Origin of the sequence: Nocardioides guangzhouensis, from assembly GCF_004519545.1 — a bacterium.
GTDB lineage: Bacteria > Actinomycetota > Actinomycetes > Propionibacteriales > Nocardioidaceae > Nocardioides > Nocardioides guangzhouensis.
On the sequence record NZ_SDKM01000043.1, the window covers coordinates 18272 to 36082 of the forward strand.

The 17811-nt window shown below is 74.4% G+C and carries 14 protein-coding genes and 1 pseudogene; 11 read left to right on the plus strand and 4 right to left on the minus strand.

Annotation, left to right across the window (positions count from 1 at the left end):
* Nucleotides 1-16: 16 nt before the first annotated feature.
* Both EKO23_RS21170 and EKO23_RS21175 read left to right on the plus strand, forming a co-directional pair.
* Entirely contained in the window at nt 17-619 is a 603-nt protein-coding gene (locus EKO23_RS21170; RefSeq protein WP_134720447.1) for a hypothetical protein, read from the plus strand.
* The gene (locus tag EKO23_RS21175; protein WP_134720449.1) at nt 616-2163 is read left to right on the plus strand and encodes an FAD-dependent monooxygenase; all 1548 of its coding nucleotides are present in this window, start codon (nt 616-618) and stop codon (nt 2161-2163) included. Before EKO23_RS21170 ends, EKO23_RS21175 begins: the two co-directional genes overlap by 4 nt.
* Here EKO23_RS21175 and EKO23_RS21180 read toward each other — a convergent pair.
* Both EKO23_RS21180 and EKO23_RS21185 read right to left on the minus strand, forming a co-directional pair.
* The gene (locus EKO23_RS21180) at nt 2151-4361 is read right to left on the minus strand and encodes a glycoside hydrolase family 15 protein (RefSeq protein ID WP_134720451.1); all 2211 of its coding nucleotides are present in this window, start codon (nt 4359-4361) and stop codon (nt 2151-2153) included. The two genes, EKO23_RS21175 and EKO23_RS21180, sit on opposite strands and share 13 nt — an antisense overlap.
* A 43-nt stretch (nt 4362-4404) precedes the next feature.
* Nucleotides 4405-5532: a CapA family protein gene (locus tag EKO23_RS21185; protein WP_217702741.1), complete on the minus strand. Its 1128-nt coding sequence runs from the start codon at nt 5530-5532 to the stop codon at nt 4405-4407.
* A gap of 165 nt (nt 5533-5697) precedes the next feature.
* On the opposite strand from EKO23_RS21185, the gene EKO23_RS21190 reads away from it, so the two are divergent.
* A complete protein-coding gene (locus EKO23_RS21190) occupies nt 5698-5880 on the plus strand; it encodes a hypothetical protein (protein ID WP_134720453.1) in 183 nt (60 codons plus the stop codon).
* Between the two features lie 46 nt (nt 5881-5926).
* Nucleotides 5927-6352: a helix-turn-helix domain-containing protein gene (locus EKO23_RS21195; RefSeq protein WP_134720455.1), complete on the plus strand. Its 426-nt coding sequence runs from the start codon at nt 5927-5929 to the stop codon at nt 6350-6352.
* A 47-nt stretch (nt 6353-6399) separates the two neighbouring features.
* On the opposite strand, the gene EKO23_RS21200 is transcribed toward EKO23_RS21195, so the two are convergent.
* Both EKO23_RS21200 and EKO23_RS21205 read right to left on the minus strand, forming a co-directional pair.
* The gene (locus tag EKO23_RS21200) at nt 6400-7017 is read right to left on the minus strand and encodes a ClpP family protease (protein ID WP_134720457.1); all 618 of its coding nucleotides are present in this window, start codon (nt 7015-7017) and stop codon (nt 6400-6402) included.
* Nucleotides 7014-7628, minus strand: a complete 615-nt coding sequence (locus tag EKO23_RS21205) for a ClpP family protease (RefSeq protein ID WP_134720459.1) — start codon at nt 7626-7628, stop codon at nt 7014-7016. Before EKO23_RS21205 ends, EKO23_RS21200 begins: the two co-directional genes overlap by 4 nt.
* Before the next feature lie 381 nt (nt 7629-8009).
* Here EKO23_RS21205 and EKO23_RS21210 point away from each other — a divergent pair, with 381 nt between their 5' ends.
* The 7 genes and pseudogenes from EKO23_RS21210 to EKO23_RS21235 form a co-directional block, all read left to right on the plus strand.
* Nucleotides 8010-8582 (plus strand): cysteine hydrolase family protein, encoded by a 573-nt coding sequence (locus EKO23_RS21210; protein WP_134720461.1) that lies wholly within the window; start codon nt 8010-8012, stop codon nt 8580-8582.
* 115 nt (nt 8583-8697) lie between these two features.
* Entirely contained in the window at nt 8698-8865 is a 168-nt protein-coding gene (locus EKO23_RS25465; protein WP_167880584.1) for a hypothetical protein, read from the plus strand.
* Nucleotides 8866-9623: 758 nt separating this feature from the next.
* The gene (locus EKO23_RS21215) at nt 9624-11156 is read left to right on the plus strand and encodes a DHA2 family efflux MFS transporter permease subunit (RefSeq protein WP_134720463.1); all 1533 of its coding nucleotides are present in this window, start codon (nt 9624-9626) and stop codon (nt 11154-11156) included.
* 46 nt (nt 11157-11202) lie between these two features.
* Nucleotides 11203-11427, plus strand: a complete 225-nt coding sequence (locus tag EKO23_RS21220) for a heavy-metal-associated domain-containing protein (RefSeq protein ID WP_134720465.1) — start codon at nt 11203-11205, stop codon at nt 11425-11427.
* A gap of 68 nt (nt 11428-11495) precedes the next feature.
* On the plus strand, nt 11496-14855 hold the full coding sequence (locus tag EKO23_RS21225; RefSeq protein WP_134720467.1) for a heavy metal translocating P-type ATPase: 3360 nt from the start codon (nt 11496-11498) through the stop codon (nt 14853-14855).
* Between the two features lie 189 nt (nt 14856-15044).
* A complete protein-coding gene (locus EKO23_RS21230) occupies nt 15045-17204 on the plus strand; it encodes an AGE family epimerase/isomerase (protein ID WP_134720469.1) in 2160 nt (719 codons plus the stop codon).
* 21 nt (nt 17205-17225) lie between these two features.
* Nucleotides 17226-17811 (plus strand): annotated as a pseudogene (locus EKO23_RS21235) (NAD/NADP-dependent octopine/nopaline dehydrogenase family protein); the annotation flags it as partial.

A 17811-nucleotide genomic window follows, 5' to 3' on the forward strand; every position in this document is an offset into this window, starting at 1 on the left:
GTCGAGGACGTCGAGGATGACCGGGGACGTACCGCTCCGCCCGCGGCGACCGGCACCGGGAGCCGCAGGGCCGTTGCCACGGCCGGTCGCCTGGCGAGGTGTGCTGCGGTGCGCCCTCGCCACGGTCGGGATGCTCCGGCGGGGCGACATCCGGTGGCCGCGTGGCAGCGTCGGCCGGCGGATCCGGTTCGCCGACGGCAGCACCGGCCGGGTCTACCGTGAGACGGCCGCCGTGCGCGGCGCCTCCGACCCGTGCGTGCTCGTCGTCTCGTTCCGGCTCCGGGCGGTCCGCGGCCGGGGGCACCTCTGGTTCCGACGGGAGAGCATCCTGAACACACCACTGTTCGTCGGGTTCCCGGGCTTCGCGTCCAAGCTGTGGCTGGCGCACGACGAGCGCCGCCGCTACCGCGGGTTCTACGAGTGGGACGGGGCGGAGCGCGCCGAGCACTACGCACGCTCGTTGTGGCGGGTCCTGGAGCTGGTGAGCGAACCGGGCTCGATCGACTACCGCGTGCTCCCGGGCCTGCGCCGGGACGAGGTGCTCGCCGACCCCGCCGTCCTCGAGGGGTGCGACCCACCCGAGCCCGACGCGTGGTGGCGTCCGGTCGTGGCGGCATGAGCCTCGAGCCGGACGTGCTCGTGGTCGGGGCCGGGCCCACGGGTCTCACCACCGCGCTGCAGGCCCACGCCCACGGCGCCCGGGTCCGGGTCGTCGAACGCAGGCCCGACGCATTCCGCCCCTCCCGGGCGATGGTCGTGCACTCCCGGACCCTGGAGGTCCTGCGACCCCTCGGCGTCACCGAGGAGCTCCTCGACCGCGGGGACCGGGCCCCGCGGGCCGAGCTCCACCTGGGCGACCGGACCGTGCGGGCCGCGCTCGCGGACGTCGCGCTGCGGGACACGGCCTACCCGCACCTGACCCTGGTCCGCCAGGCGGACGTCGAGGAGGTGCTGGCCGCCGCCCTGGCCCGGCGCGGGGTCGGGGTGGAGCGTGGGGTGGAGCTCACCGACGCCGCGGTGGACGGCGACCGGGTGCACGCGACGTTGCGGTCGGACGGAGCCCTCGAGCAGTCCCGGTGCCGGTACGTCGCGGGCTGCGACGGTCCGGACAGCCTGGTCCGCAGGATCGCCGGCATCGCCTGGCGGGGGCGTCCCTACCGCGAGGAGGTGATCCTCGCCGATCTGGATCTCGACGGCCACCTGGCGCCCGACACGCTGCACGTCGCGGCCGGGCGGCCGGGACTGGTGTTCCTGTTCGCGCTCGGCGAGGGCGCCGCGTGGCGGCTCCTCGCCACGCGGCCCGCCGGCCCCCGCGACGCGCCGTACGGCCAGCCGGGCGGGACGGTGCCCGCCCCCGAGGTCCAGCGGCTGCTCGACGAGTCCGGGCTCGCCGTGCGGATCGGTGACCTGGCGTGGTCCGCCCGCATCCGGCTGCAGCACCGGCTCGCCGGGTCGTTCCGCGCCGGACCCTTCTTCGTCGCCGGGGACGCCGCCCACACCCACTCGCCGGCCGCGGCCCAGGGGATGAACACGGGCATCGTGGACGCGGTCAACCTGGGCTGGAAGCTCGCCTGGGCCGACGGGTCGGAGCACCCCTCGCTGCTGGACTCCTACGACCTCGAGCGCCGGCCGGCCGCCGGGCAGGCGCTGGCGCTCACGCACGCGGTCTTCTTCGCGGAGGCCTCGTCGCACCCGCTCCCCTCCCTGCTCCGCGGCACCCTCGTGCCGCTCGTGGCCCCAGCGCTCCCGACCCTGATGCGCCAGCCGCACCTGATGGCCGCCGTCGTGGCCCTGCTGTCCCAGCGCTGGGTGCGGTACCGCAGCAGCCCGCTGTCCCGGACCGGGACCCCGCGGCTGCGCGGACCGCGTCCCGGCGACCGGCTGCCCGACCAGGAGGTGACCTCCCAGGGTCGCCGTACGCGGCTGCACGACCTCACCGCGGCCCCCGGCATCCACCTGCTGCTCGACGGGGACGCCCGCGTGGACCCCGGGCTTCTCGGGCCCCGGGTCACCGCCCACCGGATCGACGACTGGCCGGGCGCCGGGATGGTCGCGGTGCGGCCGGACGGCCACGTCGGGTACCGCTCGGGCAGCGCCGCCCATGCGGAGCTGGGCGCCTGGCTGGCGCTGGTCGGGGCCGCCCCGTCAGGTCACCGGAGGTAGCGGTCGGCCACGACCGCCTGCTGGTCGACCGGCCGGCCACGCTGCATCGTCCACGCCAGCCGCACGAGGCCGGCGTGCGACCAGACCAGCGGCGTGGCGGACCGGGTCCCCTCCCCGGCTGGACAGCACGGACGTCCGGTCGGGGGCCGCCCGTCCCAGACCTGCTCGGCGATCAGGTCGGACGGGCCGGCCGAGCGGGCCATCGTGCGCAGGTAGCGGGCCGCGTCGCCCCCTCGGGTGACGACGTACTCGCCGCGCTCGCCGGTCAGCAGCGGCCACCCGCGCCCGAGCGTCGTCCCGGTGTCCGGCTCGGTGATGTCCCACTGGCCGCCGTCGCGCGTCTCGCCGTAGCCGTCGAAGCTGAACCGGTGCCAGAACGGGCCGTTCGGCGTCCGCACGCGCAGGTCGCGGTCCACCACGCCGAGGGTGTTGCGGACGGCCGGGTCGTCCGGGGGCTCGATGCCGTAGCGGACAAGGTCGAGGAAGCTCGGGTCGACGACACGGCGCTGGTCGACCGCGGACGGGCCTCCGTCACCGATGCCGTACGTCGTGCCCGCGTCGGGGTCCCCGTCCTTGGTGAGCCGCAGGAAGTACGGGTCGTCGCTGAGCGGGCCCGTCGACGTGACCGTCCAGTCCGGCACCCTGGACTGCCACTCGTCGGCCAGGGCCAGCCAGCGCTCGGCGGACGCGTCGTCGCCGTTGCGCCGCGCCAGGTCCGCAGCGCAGACCAGGCCGGCGATCTGCGCCGCGATCGAGTTCGGGGAGTAGCCGGACTGGTTCTCCCACCGCTCCTGCGGGGAGTACGGCGCCGCCCGACCGGTCTCCTCGTCGACGAACCCGGCGAGGAAGTCGGCGGCCTTCTTCACCCCGGCGTACGTCGTGCCGTCGTCGCGGCCGACCAGGTGGGCCAGCACGATCGGCAGGGCGACCTCGTCGAGCTGCAGCTCGCCCCAGACGGGCTGTCCCCCGACCGTCGAGTTCTGCGGGAAGGACCCGTCCGGCTTCTGCTGCACCGAGAACAGCCAGTCCACGACCCGGCGGGCGCGGGCCCGGTCGCCCTGGGCCCACAGCGCGGTGCCGAACTGGTAGGCGTCGCGCGACCACACCAGGTGGTAGGCACCCGACGGTGACGACAGCCCGTCGACCTCGTCGCCCCACACCCAGGGCGCGGACGGCGAGGCGACGATGGCCCCGGGGTGGAGCTTGTCCTCGGCGGCCGCGAGCACCAGCGCGGACGCGAGGTACTGCCGGCGCACGGCCGCCGCACTGCCGGGCACCGCGCGCAGCGACGAGAGGTACCGGTGCCAGCCGCGGTGGTAGCGGGTCGCGGTGCCTCCGAAGGGCGAGGCCGCGGCAGCTCGCGCCGTGCCGCGGGCGGTCGCCGCGTCGCCGCCGAAGCCGAGCGTGACCGTCGCGTCCCGGTGATCGGGCCGTCCGGTCACGCCGCCGACCCGTCCGGTCTGCACGAGGTTGCCGGGCCCCGCGCTGGCGTACCGGTGGTCGAGCCGGTGGTCCCCGGCCAGGTCGGTCCAGCCGTCGGACTCGCCGAGGTAGCCGTTCGAGGTGGCGGTGAAGGCCGGTCGGGAGATCAGCGCGGTGCCCGCCTGCCCGTCCTCGGCGACGAGGGCGTGGCCGGGGGTGCGGCCGCGGTCGTCGGAGCCGTCGTTGCCGAGGGCCGGGTCGTGCAGCACGTAGAGCTGGTACCTGCCCCCGTCGAGCGAGGTGAGCCGCACCCGCATGCGCAGCGCGTCGCGGGCCGGGTCGGTGACCAGCCGCTTGGTGAGGCGGTACTTCCCCGACCTCGCCGTGTTGACCTGCGTGAAGCCGAGGCTGCGTGCGTCCGGCCGGCGGACCCGGTGCCGCATGTCGGTCGACTCGCGGTCGGTGAAGGTGGCGCCGTCGGTCACCACCAGCTCGAGGTTGCGCACGCTCGGGGTGGACAGGTCGGGGTAGAACACCTCGCTGGTCCGCCCCTGCTGCAGCGTGAACCAGACGTTGCTGCGCCGGGTTGCGGCGGTGCCGAAGCCGGTCTTGTCCGCCTCGGTCCACACGGTCTTCTCTCCCGGACCGCCCGGTGCCGGTCTTCTCGCCTCCTCCGCTCGGGCGACCTCACCGGAGGCGGTGACCGCGGACGCGGTGGAGCCTGCGACGAGAAGGGCGAGTGCTGCTGCGGCGACGACGGGCGTAGGACGGGACATGGGGCACCTCCGTCGGGCGCGTACCCACCGGCGCCGCCGGTATTCACTCCAGCACCAGGAGCCCCTCGGGAGTCGGGCGCACCCGGACGCCGTACCTGCGGCTCTGCCCGTCGAGGACGGACGCCAGCCACCGCACGTCGGACGGTGCCACCGGCTCCAGCCTCAGGCGCCGGGACCGGAACGGCACCAGCTCGGCACCCGCCAGCGCGCCGTCGGCGGACAGCCGGACCCGGTAGAGCAGGCGCAGGTCGCCGCGGTACTCCTCGTGGCCGCGGATCCCCTCGTAGTCGTTGACGAAGTCGCCGCAACCGTAGAGGACGAGCCTTCCTGCGTAGACCTCCATCGGGCGAGGGTGGTGCGAGGAGTGGCCGTGCACGACGTCAGCGCCGGCGTCCACCAGCCAGTGGGCAAAGCGCACCTGGCGCCGCGCGACGTCGTACCCCCAGTTCGACCCCCAGTGCAGCGAGACGACCACAATGGCGCCGCGCTGCTTCTGGGCCCGGACCGCGGCGGCCACGGACGCGGCGGTCCGCGAGGACAGGTCGGGGAGGAAGGCCACGCCGGGACGGTCGGCGGTGGCGGCCCAGGAGGCGGGGACACCGCTGCTCTCGTGGCCGGCGGCGAGCACCGCCACGGCCCGCTGCCCGTCGACGGCGACCACCGCCGGCGTCCCGGCGACGTCGCGGTCGGGCCCGGCGCCGACGGTGACCAGCCCGGCGCCCGAGAGCGTCCGGAGCGTCTCGTCCAGCCCGCGCCGCCCGAAGTCCATGACGTGGTTGTTCGCCACGACGACGACGTCGGGTCGCGCCGCGAGGAGGCAGCCGAGGTTGCCGGGGTCCATGCGGTAGTGGATGCCCTTCCCGGGCACGAAGTCGGAGCAGCGGGTCACCCCGGTCTCCAGGTTCAGGACGAACGCGTCGGGCCGGGGATGCTCGATCTCCGCCAGCGCCGCTCCCCACGGCCAGGTGTCGTCGACGGGGTACGGGACCGGCCCGGACGCCTCCTCGGCCAGCGCGACGTACTGGCGCGCGTCGCGGACGTAGCCCTCGATGAGGAGGGGGTCGCCCGGATGTCCCAGGATCTGGTCGATGCCACGCCCGAGCATCACGTCACCGCACAGCAGCAGCGTCACCGTCTCCCGCCGGGTGTCGTCCCCGGGCGCGTCCGTCACCGTCCCAGCGTGGCCCGTCCCGGCCCCTGACGCACGGGCCACCGGCGCGCAGGTCACGCGATTCCCGCGACTCGGGTGACCACGCCCGCGCTCCCCGGTGGCAACGTCCCGGCCGGCAAACGCGTCCGCGGCGACGACGGATCGCCGCGTGGAGGGAGCCGTCCGATGAACCGGGCGGTCCGCGGCTCGCTCACCGAGCCGGAGCTGCTGGTGGGCTGGACCGACCCCGCCGAGCTCGCGGGCCTCGACGAGGACGACGGGCGCGAAGCGGGACGCGTCGTCCCGGGCACAGGGTGCCCGTCGGCGGGCCGCGCGCGACGCGCGCTGAGCCGGCGGGTTCTGCCCTGAGCGGAACGACGGCGGCCCGGATGGTCTGCCGCCCTAGCATCGGCTCATGGGCGACACCGTCGACTTCCCGGTCCATCGCACCTCCCGCCCCACCGCCGGCCCGGCTCCGACGTCGCCGCCACCGGCCGGTGACCCGCTGTGGCGCGAGCTGCTCGGTGCGCACCTGCGCGAGGAGCGGGTTCGTCGCGGGGAGCGGCTGGCGGACGTGGCCGAGCGTGCCGGCATCTCCCCGCAGTACCTCTCCGAGGTCGAGCGCGGCCTGAAGGACCCGTCGTCGGAGATGCTGGCGGCGGTTGCCGGAGCGGTCGGCCTGACTCTCGGCGACCTGGCGCTGCGGGTGGCGCGGAGCGTGCTCGGCCCCGTGACCGTGCTCGGCCTGGCCGCCCGACCCGGGCCGGCGGGACGTCCCGGCGGCTCGAGCCGGGCGCCTGGCGGCCCGGTCCAGCGCGGGCCGCTCTGCCTCAGCGCCTGAGCCCGACCTGCCCCCGAGCGCCCGGCCGGGTCAACCCACGGACCCGGTCAGCCCACGGGCGCTCCGTCGAGCCCCGGCGCCGAGCTGAGCACCGCGTCGGCGATGCCGTAGTCGACCGCCGCCTGCCCCGGCAGCACCAGGCTGCGGTCGGTGTCCTCGCGGACCTGCCGGGCGGTGCGGCCGGTGTGCCGGGCCAGCACGTCCTCGAGCAGCGTGCGCACCCGGGCGATCTCGTCGGCCTGGAGGATCAGGTCCGGCACCGTGCCCCGGCCCTGGGCTGCCGGCTGGTGCAGCACCACGCTGCTGTGCGGCAGCATCGTGCGCCTCCCCGGCTCCCCGCCGGCGAGCAGCACGGCCGCGGTCCACTCCGCCCGGCCCACGCAGGTGGTGTGCACCGACGGCGCCACGAACTGCATCGCGTCGTAGATCGCGAGCGTCGCCGACACCGAGCCGCCCGGCGAGTTGACGTAGAGCTGGACCGGCGCGTCGGCACTCTCCGAGGCCAGGTGCAGCAGCTGCGCGATCACCGCGTTGGCCACGCCGTCGTCGATCTCGGTGCCGATGTAGACGATCCGGTCGGCCAGCAGCCGGGAGTAGAGGTCGAGGGTGCGCTCGCCGCCGCGGGTGGTCTGCTGCACGACGTACGGGATCGTGTAGGTGCTCATGCCGTCCTCCCGAGGCCGACCCGGCGCCCGTCGTGCGGCACGACGTCCTCCATCCGGCTGATGACCTTGTCGACGAAGCCGTAGGACCGGGCCTCCTCGGCGGTGAACCAGCGGTCCCTCCGCGAGTCGGCCTCCACCGTGTCCAGCGGCTGGCCGGTGTGCTCCGCGATCAGTCCGAGCACGGTGTCGCGGGTGTGCCGCAGGTCGTCGGCCTGGATCTCGATGTCCATCGCGGTGCCGCTGATGCCTGCCGAGCCCTGGTGCAGCAGCACCCGTGAGTGCGGCAGCGCGAACCGCTTGCCCGGCGTGCCGGCCGAGAGCAGGAACTGTCCCGCGCTGCAGGCCAGTCCCATCGCCAGCGTGCTCACGTCGTTGGGGATCAGCTGCATCACGTCGTGGATGGCGAGCATCGCCGGCACCGAGCCGCCGGGCGAGTTGATCCAGAGGCTGATGTCGGCCCGGGAGTCCTCGGCGGAGAGCAGGAGCAGCTGCTGCATCAGCCGGTTCCCGTTCTCCTGCTCGAGCGCCTCTCCCAGCACGAGGATGCGGTGGTGCAGCAGTCGGCGGCCCAGCTCCTCGTCCATGGCCCGCGCTGCGTAGGTGGTGGTCATGCGCCCACCCTCGCGAGGGCCGGCGGGCCGGCCAAGGCGGCGCTGCCGAGAGCGGATTCGCTTTCGGCGCAACCCCGGCGGTCCCCCGCCCGGAACCGCCTGGGCCCGGCGGGCGTGGTCGGCGTACGCCGCGGCGCCCCAGCCGGCGATCCCCTTGGTGCGGACGGAAGCGCCCAGCCGCTCGTAGAACCGCCAGCGTCCTCGGGGGTGGCCCGGCAGATGGTCAGGACGGTGCGGTCGGTGCTGGTGCGCATGGTTCCTCCGGTCTCGTTGGAGTCGGTGGCACCACCCTCGGGTCGTGGCCGGCCGGCACCGGCGAAACCACCGGGGTTTGCGCCGGATCGCGTGACCGGCCGGGCCGGGCGCCGTACTGTCGCCGCCATGCCCGAGAACCTCGACCGCCTGGCCCTCGTGGTCGTCGACGCCCAGCAGGGGTTCGACGACCCGTGGTGGGGTCTCCGCAACAACGACGCCTGCGACGCCAACATCGCCGCGCTGGTGCGCGCCTGGGCGGGGCACGGCCGGCCGCTGGTCTACGTGCGGCACGACTCGACGGACCCCGGGTCGCCCCTGCACCCGAGGTCCCCCGGCAACCGGCTGAAGGACTACCTGGCGCCCGACCCGGACCTGTTGGTGACCAAGTCCGTGAACTCCGCGTTCCTCGGCACCCCGGACCTCGACGCCTGGCTGCGGGGGCGGGACCTCGAGGGCATCGTGGTCTGCGGGATCACCACCAACCACTGCTGCGAGACCACGGCACGGATGGGCAGCAACCTCGGGCACCGGGTGCTGTTCGCCCTCGACGCCACCCACACCTTCGACCGGACCGGCCCCGACGGTGGCGTGGTGACCGCCGACGAGCTGATGCGGGTGACAGCAGCCAACCTGCACGGCGAGTTCGCCGAGGTGGTGGCGACCGCCGACCTGGTCGCGGACCCGCCCCGGCAGCCCTGACCCGCCGTCCCGGCGAAACCCGGTGGTTCTCCCGGTCCGACGACCCGGGTATCAGGGCCAGCCTGAACTCACTCCGGCACAGCAGTACCGGGACGAGGACCGGGAGATGAGACCGATGTCGTTCACCATCGAGGAAGAGCAGGGCACCTGCACGGCGACGCTGCGGCAGCACGACGGCTACTACGCGGGCGACTTCAGCCAGGTCCCGATGGCGACTCCCCGACAGCTGGCCGCGATGACCCAGCTCCGGCCGGTCGGGTTCGACTCACCCCTTCCCCGCTGACCCCGCCACGCCGAGCGGCGACGGCCGCGGCCAGGAAACCGACGTCGTGGCGGACGAAGCCCAGGAGTGCCGAGCCACCGGTGTGCTGCCAGGGCAGGCCGCGGAAGTACCGGCCCGGGACCTCCGTGACGCCCCGGGTGTGCCGCCCCTGCCCGGCGCCGTCGAGGACCTCCGGCACGCACGGTGACGCCGGCACGCCGCAGGTCGGCGAGCGAGTCGCCGATGACCAGTTCTCCACGTCGCCGTACCCGTCGGGCGAGCCACGAGTCGGCCGGCCGGGTGACCAGCCCGAGGCTGGTCAGCCACCAGAACAGGTCGCGGCCGGCGATCCGCTGCGGAAGCCGCGGCCCGGTGGTCCCGGTCGCCAGGGTGACCGCACGGGGCCGCTCGCCGGAGGCCAGCTCGGCGGCCATCGGCATGCCGGAGTTCCCGGCGCCCACGACCACCACCGGACCCTGCGGCAGGTCGGCGGGCCGGCGGTAGCGGCCGGAATGGAGCTGGACCCCGCCCGGGGAGAGTCCGTCGGCCAGCACCGGGCCCACGGGGCGGTGGAAGGCACCGGTGGTGACCGGCGAAATCACCGGGGTGCGCGCTCGGCGGTCGGGGCCCCGCGGCTCGGGCAGCCCGCTCCCGCCGGCCCCGCCGACGGCCGGCGCCGGGCAGGCCCGGTGGTTTCACCGGCGCGACGGGGACCCCGCCGCGGCGAGGCTGAGGTGCACGGTCCAACACCGGACCGGCCTCGACCTCCAGGAGGGATCATGTCCACCCACACCCAGTCGCCGGGCTCGCCCGCCGGCCACCCCGCCGGCCACCCGGCCGGTCACCCGGTCGGTCACGCGGTCGGTCACGCGGCCGGCCCCGGTGCGGCACCGGAGGCGCGCCGGCCGTGGACCGTGCTCGGGCTGATGCTCGCCGCCCAGTTCATGGTGGTGCTCGACGTCTCCGTCGTGAACGTGGCGCTGCCCAGCATCGGCGCGTCGCTGCACCTGTCGTCCTCGGACTACCAGTGGGCGGTCAGCGCCTACGTCCTGCTCAGCGGCGGCCTGCTGCTGTTCGGCGGCCGGCTCAGCGACCTGCTCGACCGGCGCGCGCTCTTCGTCGCGGGCCTCGGGCTGTTCACCCTCGCGTCCCTCGCGTCCGGGCTCGCGGGGTCCGCCGAGGCGCTGATCGCGGCCCGCGCCGGCCAGGGAGCCGGCGCCGCCGCCCTGACCCCGGCTGCGCTGTCGATCGTGATGACCAGCTACGCCGGCCGGCAGCGCGCCACGGCGCTGGCGGTGTGGGGCACCGTGGCCAGCATGGGCATCGCCGTCGGTGTCCTGCTCGGCGGGCTGCTCACCAGCCTGCTCGACTGGCGCGCGGTGTTCTTCGTCAACGTCCCGATCGGCGTGGCCGTCATCGCCGGCACCCTGCGGGCCGTCCCCCGAGGCGCCACCGCGGCCGACGTCCGTCGCCGACTCGACCTGCCGGGCGCGGCGACGCTGGTGGCCGGTCTCGTCACCCTGGTCTACGGCGTCGAGACCACCCGCACCCACGGCTGGGCCTCGGCCACCACGGTCACCGTCCTCGCCGTCGCCGGCGTCCTGCTGGGCAGCTTCGCCCTCCTCGAGCGCCGTACGCCGTCCCCGCTGGTGCCGCCGCGCGTGTGGCGGGTCCGCTCGCTGGTCTCCGCCTCGACGGTCATGGCCGGGGTCACCGGCGCCGTGGTCGGCGCGATCTTCTTCACCTCGCTGTTCCTGCAGCAGGTGCTGGGGTCCTCGCCGGTGGTCACCGGCCTGCAGTTCCTGCCGCTCGCGGCCTTCATCACCGTCTTCGCGGCGATCGCCTCCCACCTGCTTCCCCGACTCGGCGCACGCGTGCTGATCGCCGTCGGCCTGCTGGTCTCCGCAGCCGGAGCGGTGGTGCTCGCCCAGGTGGACGCCGAGGCGACGTACCTCGCCGACGTGCTGCCCGGGTTCGCCCTGCTCGGCGCCGGTGTCGGGCCGATGTTCGTGGCGATCTCGGTGGCCGCGATGAGCCAGGTGCCCGACGAGGAGTCCGGGCTGGCCTCCGGGCTGATGATGACCGGGCACGAGGTCGGTGCCGCGCTCGGCGTCGCCACCCTCACCGCCGTGGCCGGGGACATCACCACCCGCGCCGGCCTCGTGGCCGGGTACCCGGACGCGTTCTGGTGCATCGCCGCCGGCCTGGTGGCGCTGCTGGTGCCGGCCATGCTCCTCCCCCGCCACGACCCGGCCACCGCCGGCCACGGTCACGGCCACGGCCACGGCCACGGCCACGGTCACGGCCACTGACCGAGCAACGACATCCCACGCCCACCCACCACCGAAGGAACACGCCATGACCACGACCACCACCACCGAGACCACCGCCGACTTCCGGGTCGCCGGCATGACCTGCGGCCACTGCGTGCGGGCGGTCACCACCGAGATCGGCGCGATCCCGGGCGTCGAGGCGGTCGCCGTCGACCTCGCGGCTGGCCGGGTGCAGGTCACCAGCACCCACCCGCTCGACGAGGCCGACCTCGCCGCTGCCGTCCACGAGGCGGGCTACGACCTCGCCTGAGCGACGCCGAACCCCCGTCCATCCCATCCGTTCCACCGCATCCGTTCCACCCGAGCCGGGAGCCCGAGATGACCACCACAGCAACGCGCACGAGCAGCACCGCCCTGACCGCGGAGGCGGTGTGCACCGTCGAGATCGGCGGCATGACCTGCGCGTCCTGCGTGGGCCGTGTCCAGAAGTCCCTCGACCGCCTGGACGGCGTCGCTGCGGCCACGGTCAACCTCGCCAGCGAGACCGCGACCGTGACCTACGCGCCCGGTCGTCTCGAGCTCCCGGACCTCGTGGCTGCGGTCGAGCGGGCCGGCTACACGGCCACCGTCACGACCCCGCCCCCGCCGCGGTCGGCCGCGGTCACGAGCACCGCCCCCGCGCCGTACGTCGCCCGCCCGGACGTCGAGGCCGGCCGGGCCGCCCAGGAGGCCCGGCAGGACGCCCACCTGCGCTCGCTCAAGCGGAAGTGGCAGGTCGCGTTGACGACCGGCCTGGGGCTGATGGCCGTGATGTACGTCCCGATCCGCCTGGACACCATGGACTGGCTGATGCCGGCGATCTTCGTGGTCGCGACGGTCGTGCAGGTGTGGGCGGGCGGCGGCATCTACACCGCCGCCTGGGCCGCGGCCCGGCACCGGGCCGTCAACATGAACACGCTGGTCGCGCTCGGCACCGGCGTCGCCTACCTCTACAGCAGCTTCGTCACCCTGTGGCCCGCGCAGGCCGAGCGGTGGCGCCTCCCGCTGCACGTCTACTTCGAGACCAGCCTGATCATCGTCGCCCTGGTCCTGCTCGGTCGGTGGCTGGAGGGGCGGGCCAAGCGACGCACCGCCGACTCCGTCCGCGCACTCGTGGACCTCGCACCACCGACGGCCCGGGTGCTGCGCGATGGCACCGAGCACGACGTGCCCGTCGCCGAGGTGCGCGTCGACGACCTCGTCCGGGTCCGGCCCGGCGACACGGTGCCGGTCGACGGCATCGTCGTGGAGGGCTCCTCCGCGGTCGACGAGTCGATGCTCACCGGCGAGAGCGTGCCGGTCGACAAGCAGGGCGGCGAGCAGGTCATCGGCGCCACCGTCAACCGGACCGGCACCCTGGTCGTGCGGGTGACCGCGGTCGGGGCCGACACCGCGCTCGCGCAGATCGTCCGGCTGGTCGAGCAGGCGCAGGGCAGCCGCGCCCCGATGCAGCGGATGGCGGACACCGCCGCCGCCTGGTTCGTCCCCGCCGTGCTGGTGGCTGCCGCGGCCACGTTCGCCGCCTGGGCGCTGTTCGGGCCGCAGCCCGACCAGCTCCTGCTGGCCATCGGCACCACGGTCGCGGTGCTGATCATCGCCTGCCCGTGCGCGCTCGGGCTGGCCACGCCCACCGCGGTCATGGTCGGCACCGGCAAGGCCGCCGAGCACGGCATCCTGATCAGTGACGGCGAGGCGCTGGAGCAGGCGCGCCGGGTCACGGCAGTCGTCCTCGACAAGACGGGGACCATCACCCGCGGCCGGCCCGAGCTCACCGACGTCCACACTGCCCCGGGCTGGGACGCCGACGACCTCCTGAGGCTCGTCGCCGCTGCCGAGGTGGGCAGCGAGCACCCGGTGGGCGAGGCGATGGTCGCTGCCGCCCGACAGCGCGGCCTGGACCTCCCTCCGGTGTCGGGGTTCGACGCCGTCCCCGGTCACGGCATCGACGCAGTCGTCGACGGCCGCCGGCTCGCGGTCGGCAACCGGGCGCACCTGCGCGCCCGCGACGTCGACACCACCCCGCTCGCAAGCGCTGCCGAGGCCGCGGCGACCGACGGCGGCACCCCGATGTACGCCGCCGTCGACGGCTGCCTCGCCGGCCTGCTGGTCGTGACGGACGCCGCGAAGCCCGACTCCGCCGAGGCGGTCGCTCAGATGCGCGCACTGGGCCTCGAGGTCTGGATGGTCACCGGCGACAACGCCGCGACCGCGCGGGTCGTCGCCGCCCGGGTCGGCATCGACCACGTCCTGGCCGAGGTGCTGCCCGAGGACAAGGCGGCGCGGGTGCGGCACCTGCAGGAGCAGGGCCACGTGGTCGCCATGGTCGGCGACGGCATCAACGACGCCCCGGCACTGGCGCAGGCCGACGTCGGCGTCGCGATCGGCACCGGGGCCGACGTCGCCGTGGCCGCGTCCGACATCACCCTCGTCGGAGGCGACCTGCGCAGCATCGTGACCGCCGTCGCCCTGTCCCGCCGTACCGTCACGACGATCAAGCAGGGCCTGGTCTGGGCGTTCGGCTACAACGTGCTGCTCGTCCCGGTCGCCGCCGGCGCGTTCTACTGGTGGGACCACCTGCTCCTGGACCCGGTCCTGGCCAGCGCCGCGATGGCGATGAGCTCGGTCAGCGTCATCACCAACGCACTCCGGCTGCGCCGGTTCACCCCGCCCGCGGACGCGGCAGACCTGCGACGCCGTACCGTCCGCGACCGGATCTCCGAGCCCGCCTACCTGGTGACCGTCGCCGCCGTCGCCCTGGCCCTCGGCGCCACCTTCACCTGGGCCAGCCGTACCGACCGGGCCGAGCGTGGCACGAACGGCCTGCTGGCGTACTCCGCGGGCATGGGGATGCCGATGCGTCCCGCGATGTCGGTGATGGAGGAGGCCGAGGTGGAGCCGGTGGGCGCCCACGACGCCGGCCTCGACGTGGACCTGGCCGCGGACGGGCCCGTCGTACCGGGGCGTCCGACGACCCTGACCGTGACCGTGCGGGACGCCGGGACCGGCGACCGGGTGACGGACCTGGTCCGCACCCACCAGGTGTGGACGCACCTGATCGTCACCCGCGAGGACCTGGGCACCTTCGCCCACCTCCACCCCGAGCCGACGGGCACCCCCGGCGTGCTGCGGGTGACCGCGACCTTCCCGACCGCCGGGCGGTTCCTCCTGCACACCGAGCTCCGTCGGCAGGGCGAGATGGCCGATGTGCTCACCACCCACGAGCTGACCGTCGACGGCCCGCAGCCGGTGCGGTACGTCGTGCCCGACGTCGACCGCGTGGCCGTGGTCGACGGGACCCGGATCGACCTGATCGGGGACGCCGTCGTCGGCGAGACCAGCGACTTCCGCCTCGCCTTCTCCGACGCCGGCAGCGGCGAGCCGGTCGACGACGTGCAGCCGTACCTCGGCGCCGCTGGACACGTGGTGCTGATGAAGGCGGGGGCGGACACGTTCGCCCACCGGCACGCGGAGACCTTCGACGACCAGGGTCGCCCGGTCACCGCCCTCCCCGGCACGACGTTCGGCCCCGTCCTGGACCTGCACGCCCGCTTCGACACCCCGGGCACCTACCGCCTGTGGGCGCAGTTCCGGCTCGGTGACGGCCGTGTGGTCACCGCTCCGTTCGCGGTCACCGCGCGCCACGACGTGGACGCCGGCCGGCACCCGACCGTCACCGTCACCTCGGGGTCCCACGGATGAACGCGCCCGCCCGCCCGGACCGCCACGACGAGCCGGTGACGGCGAGCCGGGCAAGCCGGGCTACGCACAACGGGCCACGTACATCGGGCCACTCACGACGGGCCACTCACAACGGGCCATGGTGGAGCCGAGCACGGTCGTGGTGTGGTGGTGGACGTCGACCCTTCGCTCACAGATCCGGGTAGAGCCATGGTCCCCCACCTCGGGATGCGCGCCGTACGATCCGCCGTCCTGCTCGCTGCCGCGAGCCTCGCGTCCGCCCAGCTCGTCCTGGCCCCCGTGCCGGCGGCCGAGGCGGACCCCGACCTCCCGCCGGTGCTCGGCAGCGACACCTGGCTGGCGCACCACCGCGACGAGCTGATGCCGTACTGGCTGGTGCCCGAGGCGTTCGGCGACCCGGTGGGCAACTTCCCCTCGTTCCGTGGCACGGACGGGGAGCTGCTCCCGGAGCCGTTCACCCATCGCGGCGCTTCCACCCTCGGACGCGGCGTCTACGGCTACTCGCTGGCGTTCATGCTCACCGGCGACGAGCGGTACCTGACGTATGCGCGGGCGGGGCTGGACTGGATCGAGGCGAAGCTGGAGGACCCCGTCCACGGCGGCTACTTCGGCGAGCTGGACGCGACCGGCAAGCCGGTCGACGACGAGGCGAACAAGGACCTCTTCGACCTCGCCTCGGTCGGCCTCGGGTACGCCATGTACGTCAGCGCGACCCGTGACCCCGAGGCGGAGGCGAAGCTGCTGGCGATCCGGGACCTCGTCTTCGGGCCGTACTACGACCCCGCCGCGAACCGGCTGAAGGACTCGATGGACTACACGCTGAGCACCGAGGTCGACACGGGTGGGAACGGCGGTGACATCACCAACTACCTGGTCCCCGGCACGGCCTTCCTGCTGCCGACGATCGGGCTGCTGGGCGACCCGGACCGGAACCGGCAGCTCCGCACCGACCTGCGGAACGTGACCCAGGCACTGATCGACCGGCACAAGCACAACGGCGCGACGGTTCCGGCGAACCGCTGGATGTTCTGGGGCCGGACGGGGCGGGTCGGGAACCTCGGCGCGCTGCAGACCGACTTCGGGCACACCATCAAGAGCTACGCGATGATCCACAACGCCAACCAGCTCTTCGCGGACCGCCCGTGGTCAGGGCTGGTGCCGGACCGGACCCGCATGCTGGACCTGGCGTGGGACGACGTCGTCGGTCGCTGGAACCAGCGGCTGCGCAACTTCACGGCCGGGACCGTCGAGCCGGACAGCACCTGGTGGATCCACGACGAGGCCGACCAGCTGCTGGCCGCCGTCGACCTCACCGACGGGGTCACGAACACCGACCGGCTTGCCCGGAGCACCCGGTTCTTCCTCGACAGCTACGTCGACCACGTGTCGCCCGTGCACGAGACGTTCATCCGGGTCGCCCGCGACCCGGCGGACAACGACCTGCGCAAGTCCGCGTTCGGCAAGAACATGCTGCACAACATGGAGCACGCCCTGATCCTCTACCTCCACGGCCGCGCGCTCGAGGGGCGACCGGCGCGGCTCTACTACGCCCTCCCCCACGACCGGGCGCTCACCGCCGAGACCCGGCCGTACTGGTTCGACTCCACCGGGCAGGAGCGCACCGCCCTCGCGCCCCTGGGCGCCCTGCCCGGCCACGACCTGGTCGCCGTCGACTACACCGGGATCGGTCAGGTGCCCCGCCCGCCGTACCCGCCTCCGGCCGACACCACGCCGCCCACCACGACCGCGACGCTCAGCCCCCAGTCCAACGATGCCGGCTGGAACCGCGGGGACGTCACCGTGTCCCTGACCGCCGAGGACGACCTGGTCGGGGTGAAGGAGCTCCGGGCGCAGGTCCGGGCCGTGGACGGCTCGGTACCGGGTACGGCGTTCGTGCGGCCCGGCGCCCGGACCTCGTTGACGTTCACCGGGGAAGGTCGGTACCTCGTGACGTACCGGGCAGTCGACCTGCTCGGCAACGCCGAGCCCGAGCGGACGGTCGAGGTGAAGATCGACCGGACCGACCCGACGGTCTCCGGCCTGCCTGAGGAGGGCTGCCGCATCTGGCCTCCGGACCACCGCTTCGTCCCGATCGCCGAGGTGGTCGCGGCCGACAGCGGCTCCGGCGTCGTGGACGTCCGGGTGTCGGCCTCGCCGGCGGACGGGGAGCCGGGCAACGTGCGCGTCGTCGACGGCCGGGTGTGGGTCCGTGCCGAGCTCGCCCCCCGCGGCCGGGACCGCACCTACACCGTGACCGCGACGGCCGTCGACCTGGCAGGCAACCCGACGACCGCGACCGGCGTCTGCGTGGTCAGCCCGCCGGGAGACAGGACTCCCGGGCAGCCGTGAGCACGCGGCTAGGGTGGCGCCATGAACGTCACCGTCGTGGGTTCCGGGAACGGCGGGCTCGCGACCGCCTTCGACTTCGCGATCCACGGCCACACCGTGCGACTGCTCGACATTCCTGACTTCCCGGACCAGGTGGCAGCGGTCGCGGCCGCCGGCGGGATCCACGCGACGGGTGAGATCGAGGGCTTCGCCGAGATCGCCTACTCCGGCCACGACGTCGAGATGGCGCTCGACGGAGCCGAGCTGCTGGTGCTGGTCGGGCCGGCGTACAGCACCGAACACCTGGCCGACGTCGTCGCGCCCCATCTCCGGGCCGGGCAGGCGGTGCTGATCTGCCCCGCCTCGTGCGCGGGGGCGATCACGTTCAAGCGCACCGTCGGCCTGGCGCTCGACGACGAGACGATCACGGTGGGTGAGACCAGCACTCTCCCGTACGCCGTTCGCATCGTCGCGCCGGGACGTGTGAACGTCTTCCACAAGCTGGACGCGGGCGTCTACGTCGCCGGCCTCCCCCGTTCGGGGACCGACCGGCTGCTGTCGATGATCCAGGACGTCTATCCCGGGACCGAGGCCGCCGACAGCGTCTTCCAGACGACGCTGCAGAACG

Excerpts from the sequence above, each read along its gene's own strand:
- EKO23_RS21180 (WP_134720451.1), bottom strand. The coding sequence starts at position 4,361 with ATGTCCCGTCCTACGCCCGTCGTCGCCGCAGCAGCACTCGCCCTTCTC.
- EKO23_RS21175 (WP_134720449.1), top strand. The coding sequence starts at position 616 with ATGAGCCTCGAGCCGGACGTGCTCGTGGTCGGGGCCGGGCCCACGGGT.
- EKO23_RS21200 (WP_134720457.1), bottom strand. The coding sequence starts at position 7,017 with ATGAGCACCTACACGATCCCGTACGTCGTGCAGCAGACCACCCGCGGC.
- EKO23_RS21195 (WP_134720455.1), top strand. The coding sequence starts at position 5,927 with ATGGGCGACACCGTCGACTTCCCGGTCCATCGCACCTCCCGCCCCACC.
- EKO23_RS21205 (WP_134720459.1), bottom strand. The coding sequence starts at position 7,628 with ATGACCACCACCTACGCAGCGCGGGCCATGGACGAGGAGCTGGGCCGC.
- EKO23_RS21210 (WP_134720461.1), top strand. The coding sequence starts at position 8,010 with ATGCCCGAGAACCTCGACCGCCTGGCCCTCGTGGTCGTCGACGCCCAG.
- EKO23_RS21230 (WP_134720469.1), top strand. The coding sequence starts at position 15,045 with ATGGTCCCCCACCTCGGGATGCGCGCCGTACGATCCGCCGTCCTGCTC.
- EKO23_RS21170 (WP_134720447.1), top strand. The coding sequence starts at position 17 with ATGACCGGGGACGTACCGCTCCGCCCGCGGCGACCGGCACCGGGAGCC.
- EKO23_RS25465 (WP_167880584.1), top strand. The coding sequence starts at position 8,698 with ATGTCGTTCACCATCGAGGAAGAGCAGGGCACCTGCACGGCGACGCTG.
- EKO23_RS21225 (WP_134720467.1), top strand. The coding sequence starts at position 11,496 with ATGACCACCACAGCAACGCGCACGAGCAGCACCGCCCTGACCGCGGAG.
- EKO23_RS21220 (WP_134720465.1), top strand. The coding sequence starts at position 11,203 with ATGACCACGACCACCACCACCGAGACCACCGCCGACTTCCGGGTCGCC.
- EKO23_RS21190 (WP_134720453.1), top strand. The coding sequence starts at position 5,698 with ATGAACCGGGCGGTCCGCGGCTCGCTCACCGAGCCGGAGCTGCTGGTG.
- EKO23_RS21215 (WP_134720463.1), top strand. The coding sequence starts at position 9,624 with ATGTCCACCCACACCCAGTCGCCGGGCTCGCCCGCCGGCCACCCCGCC.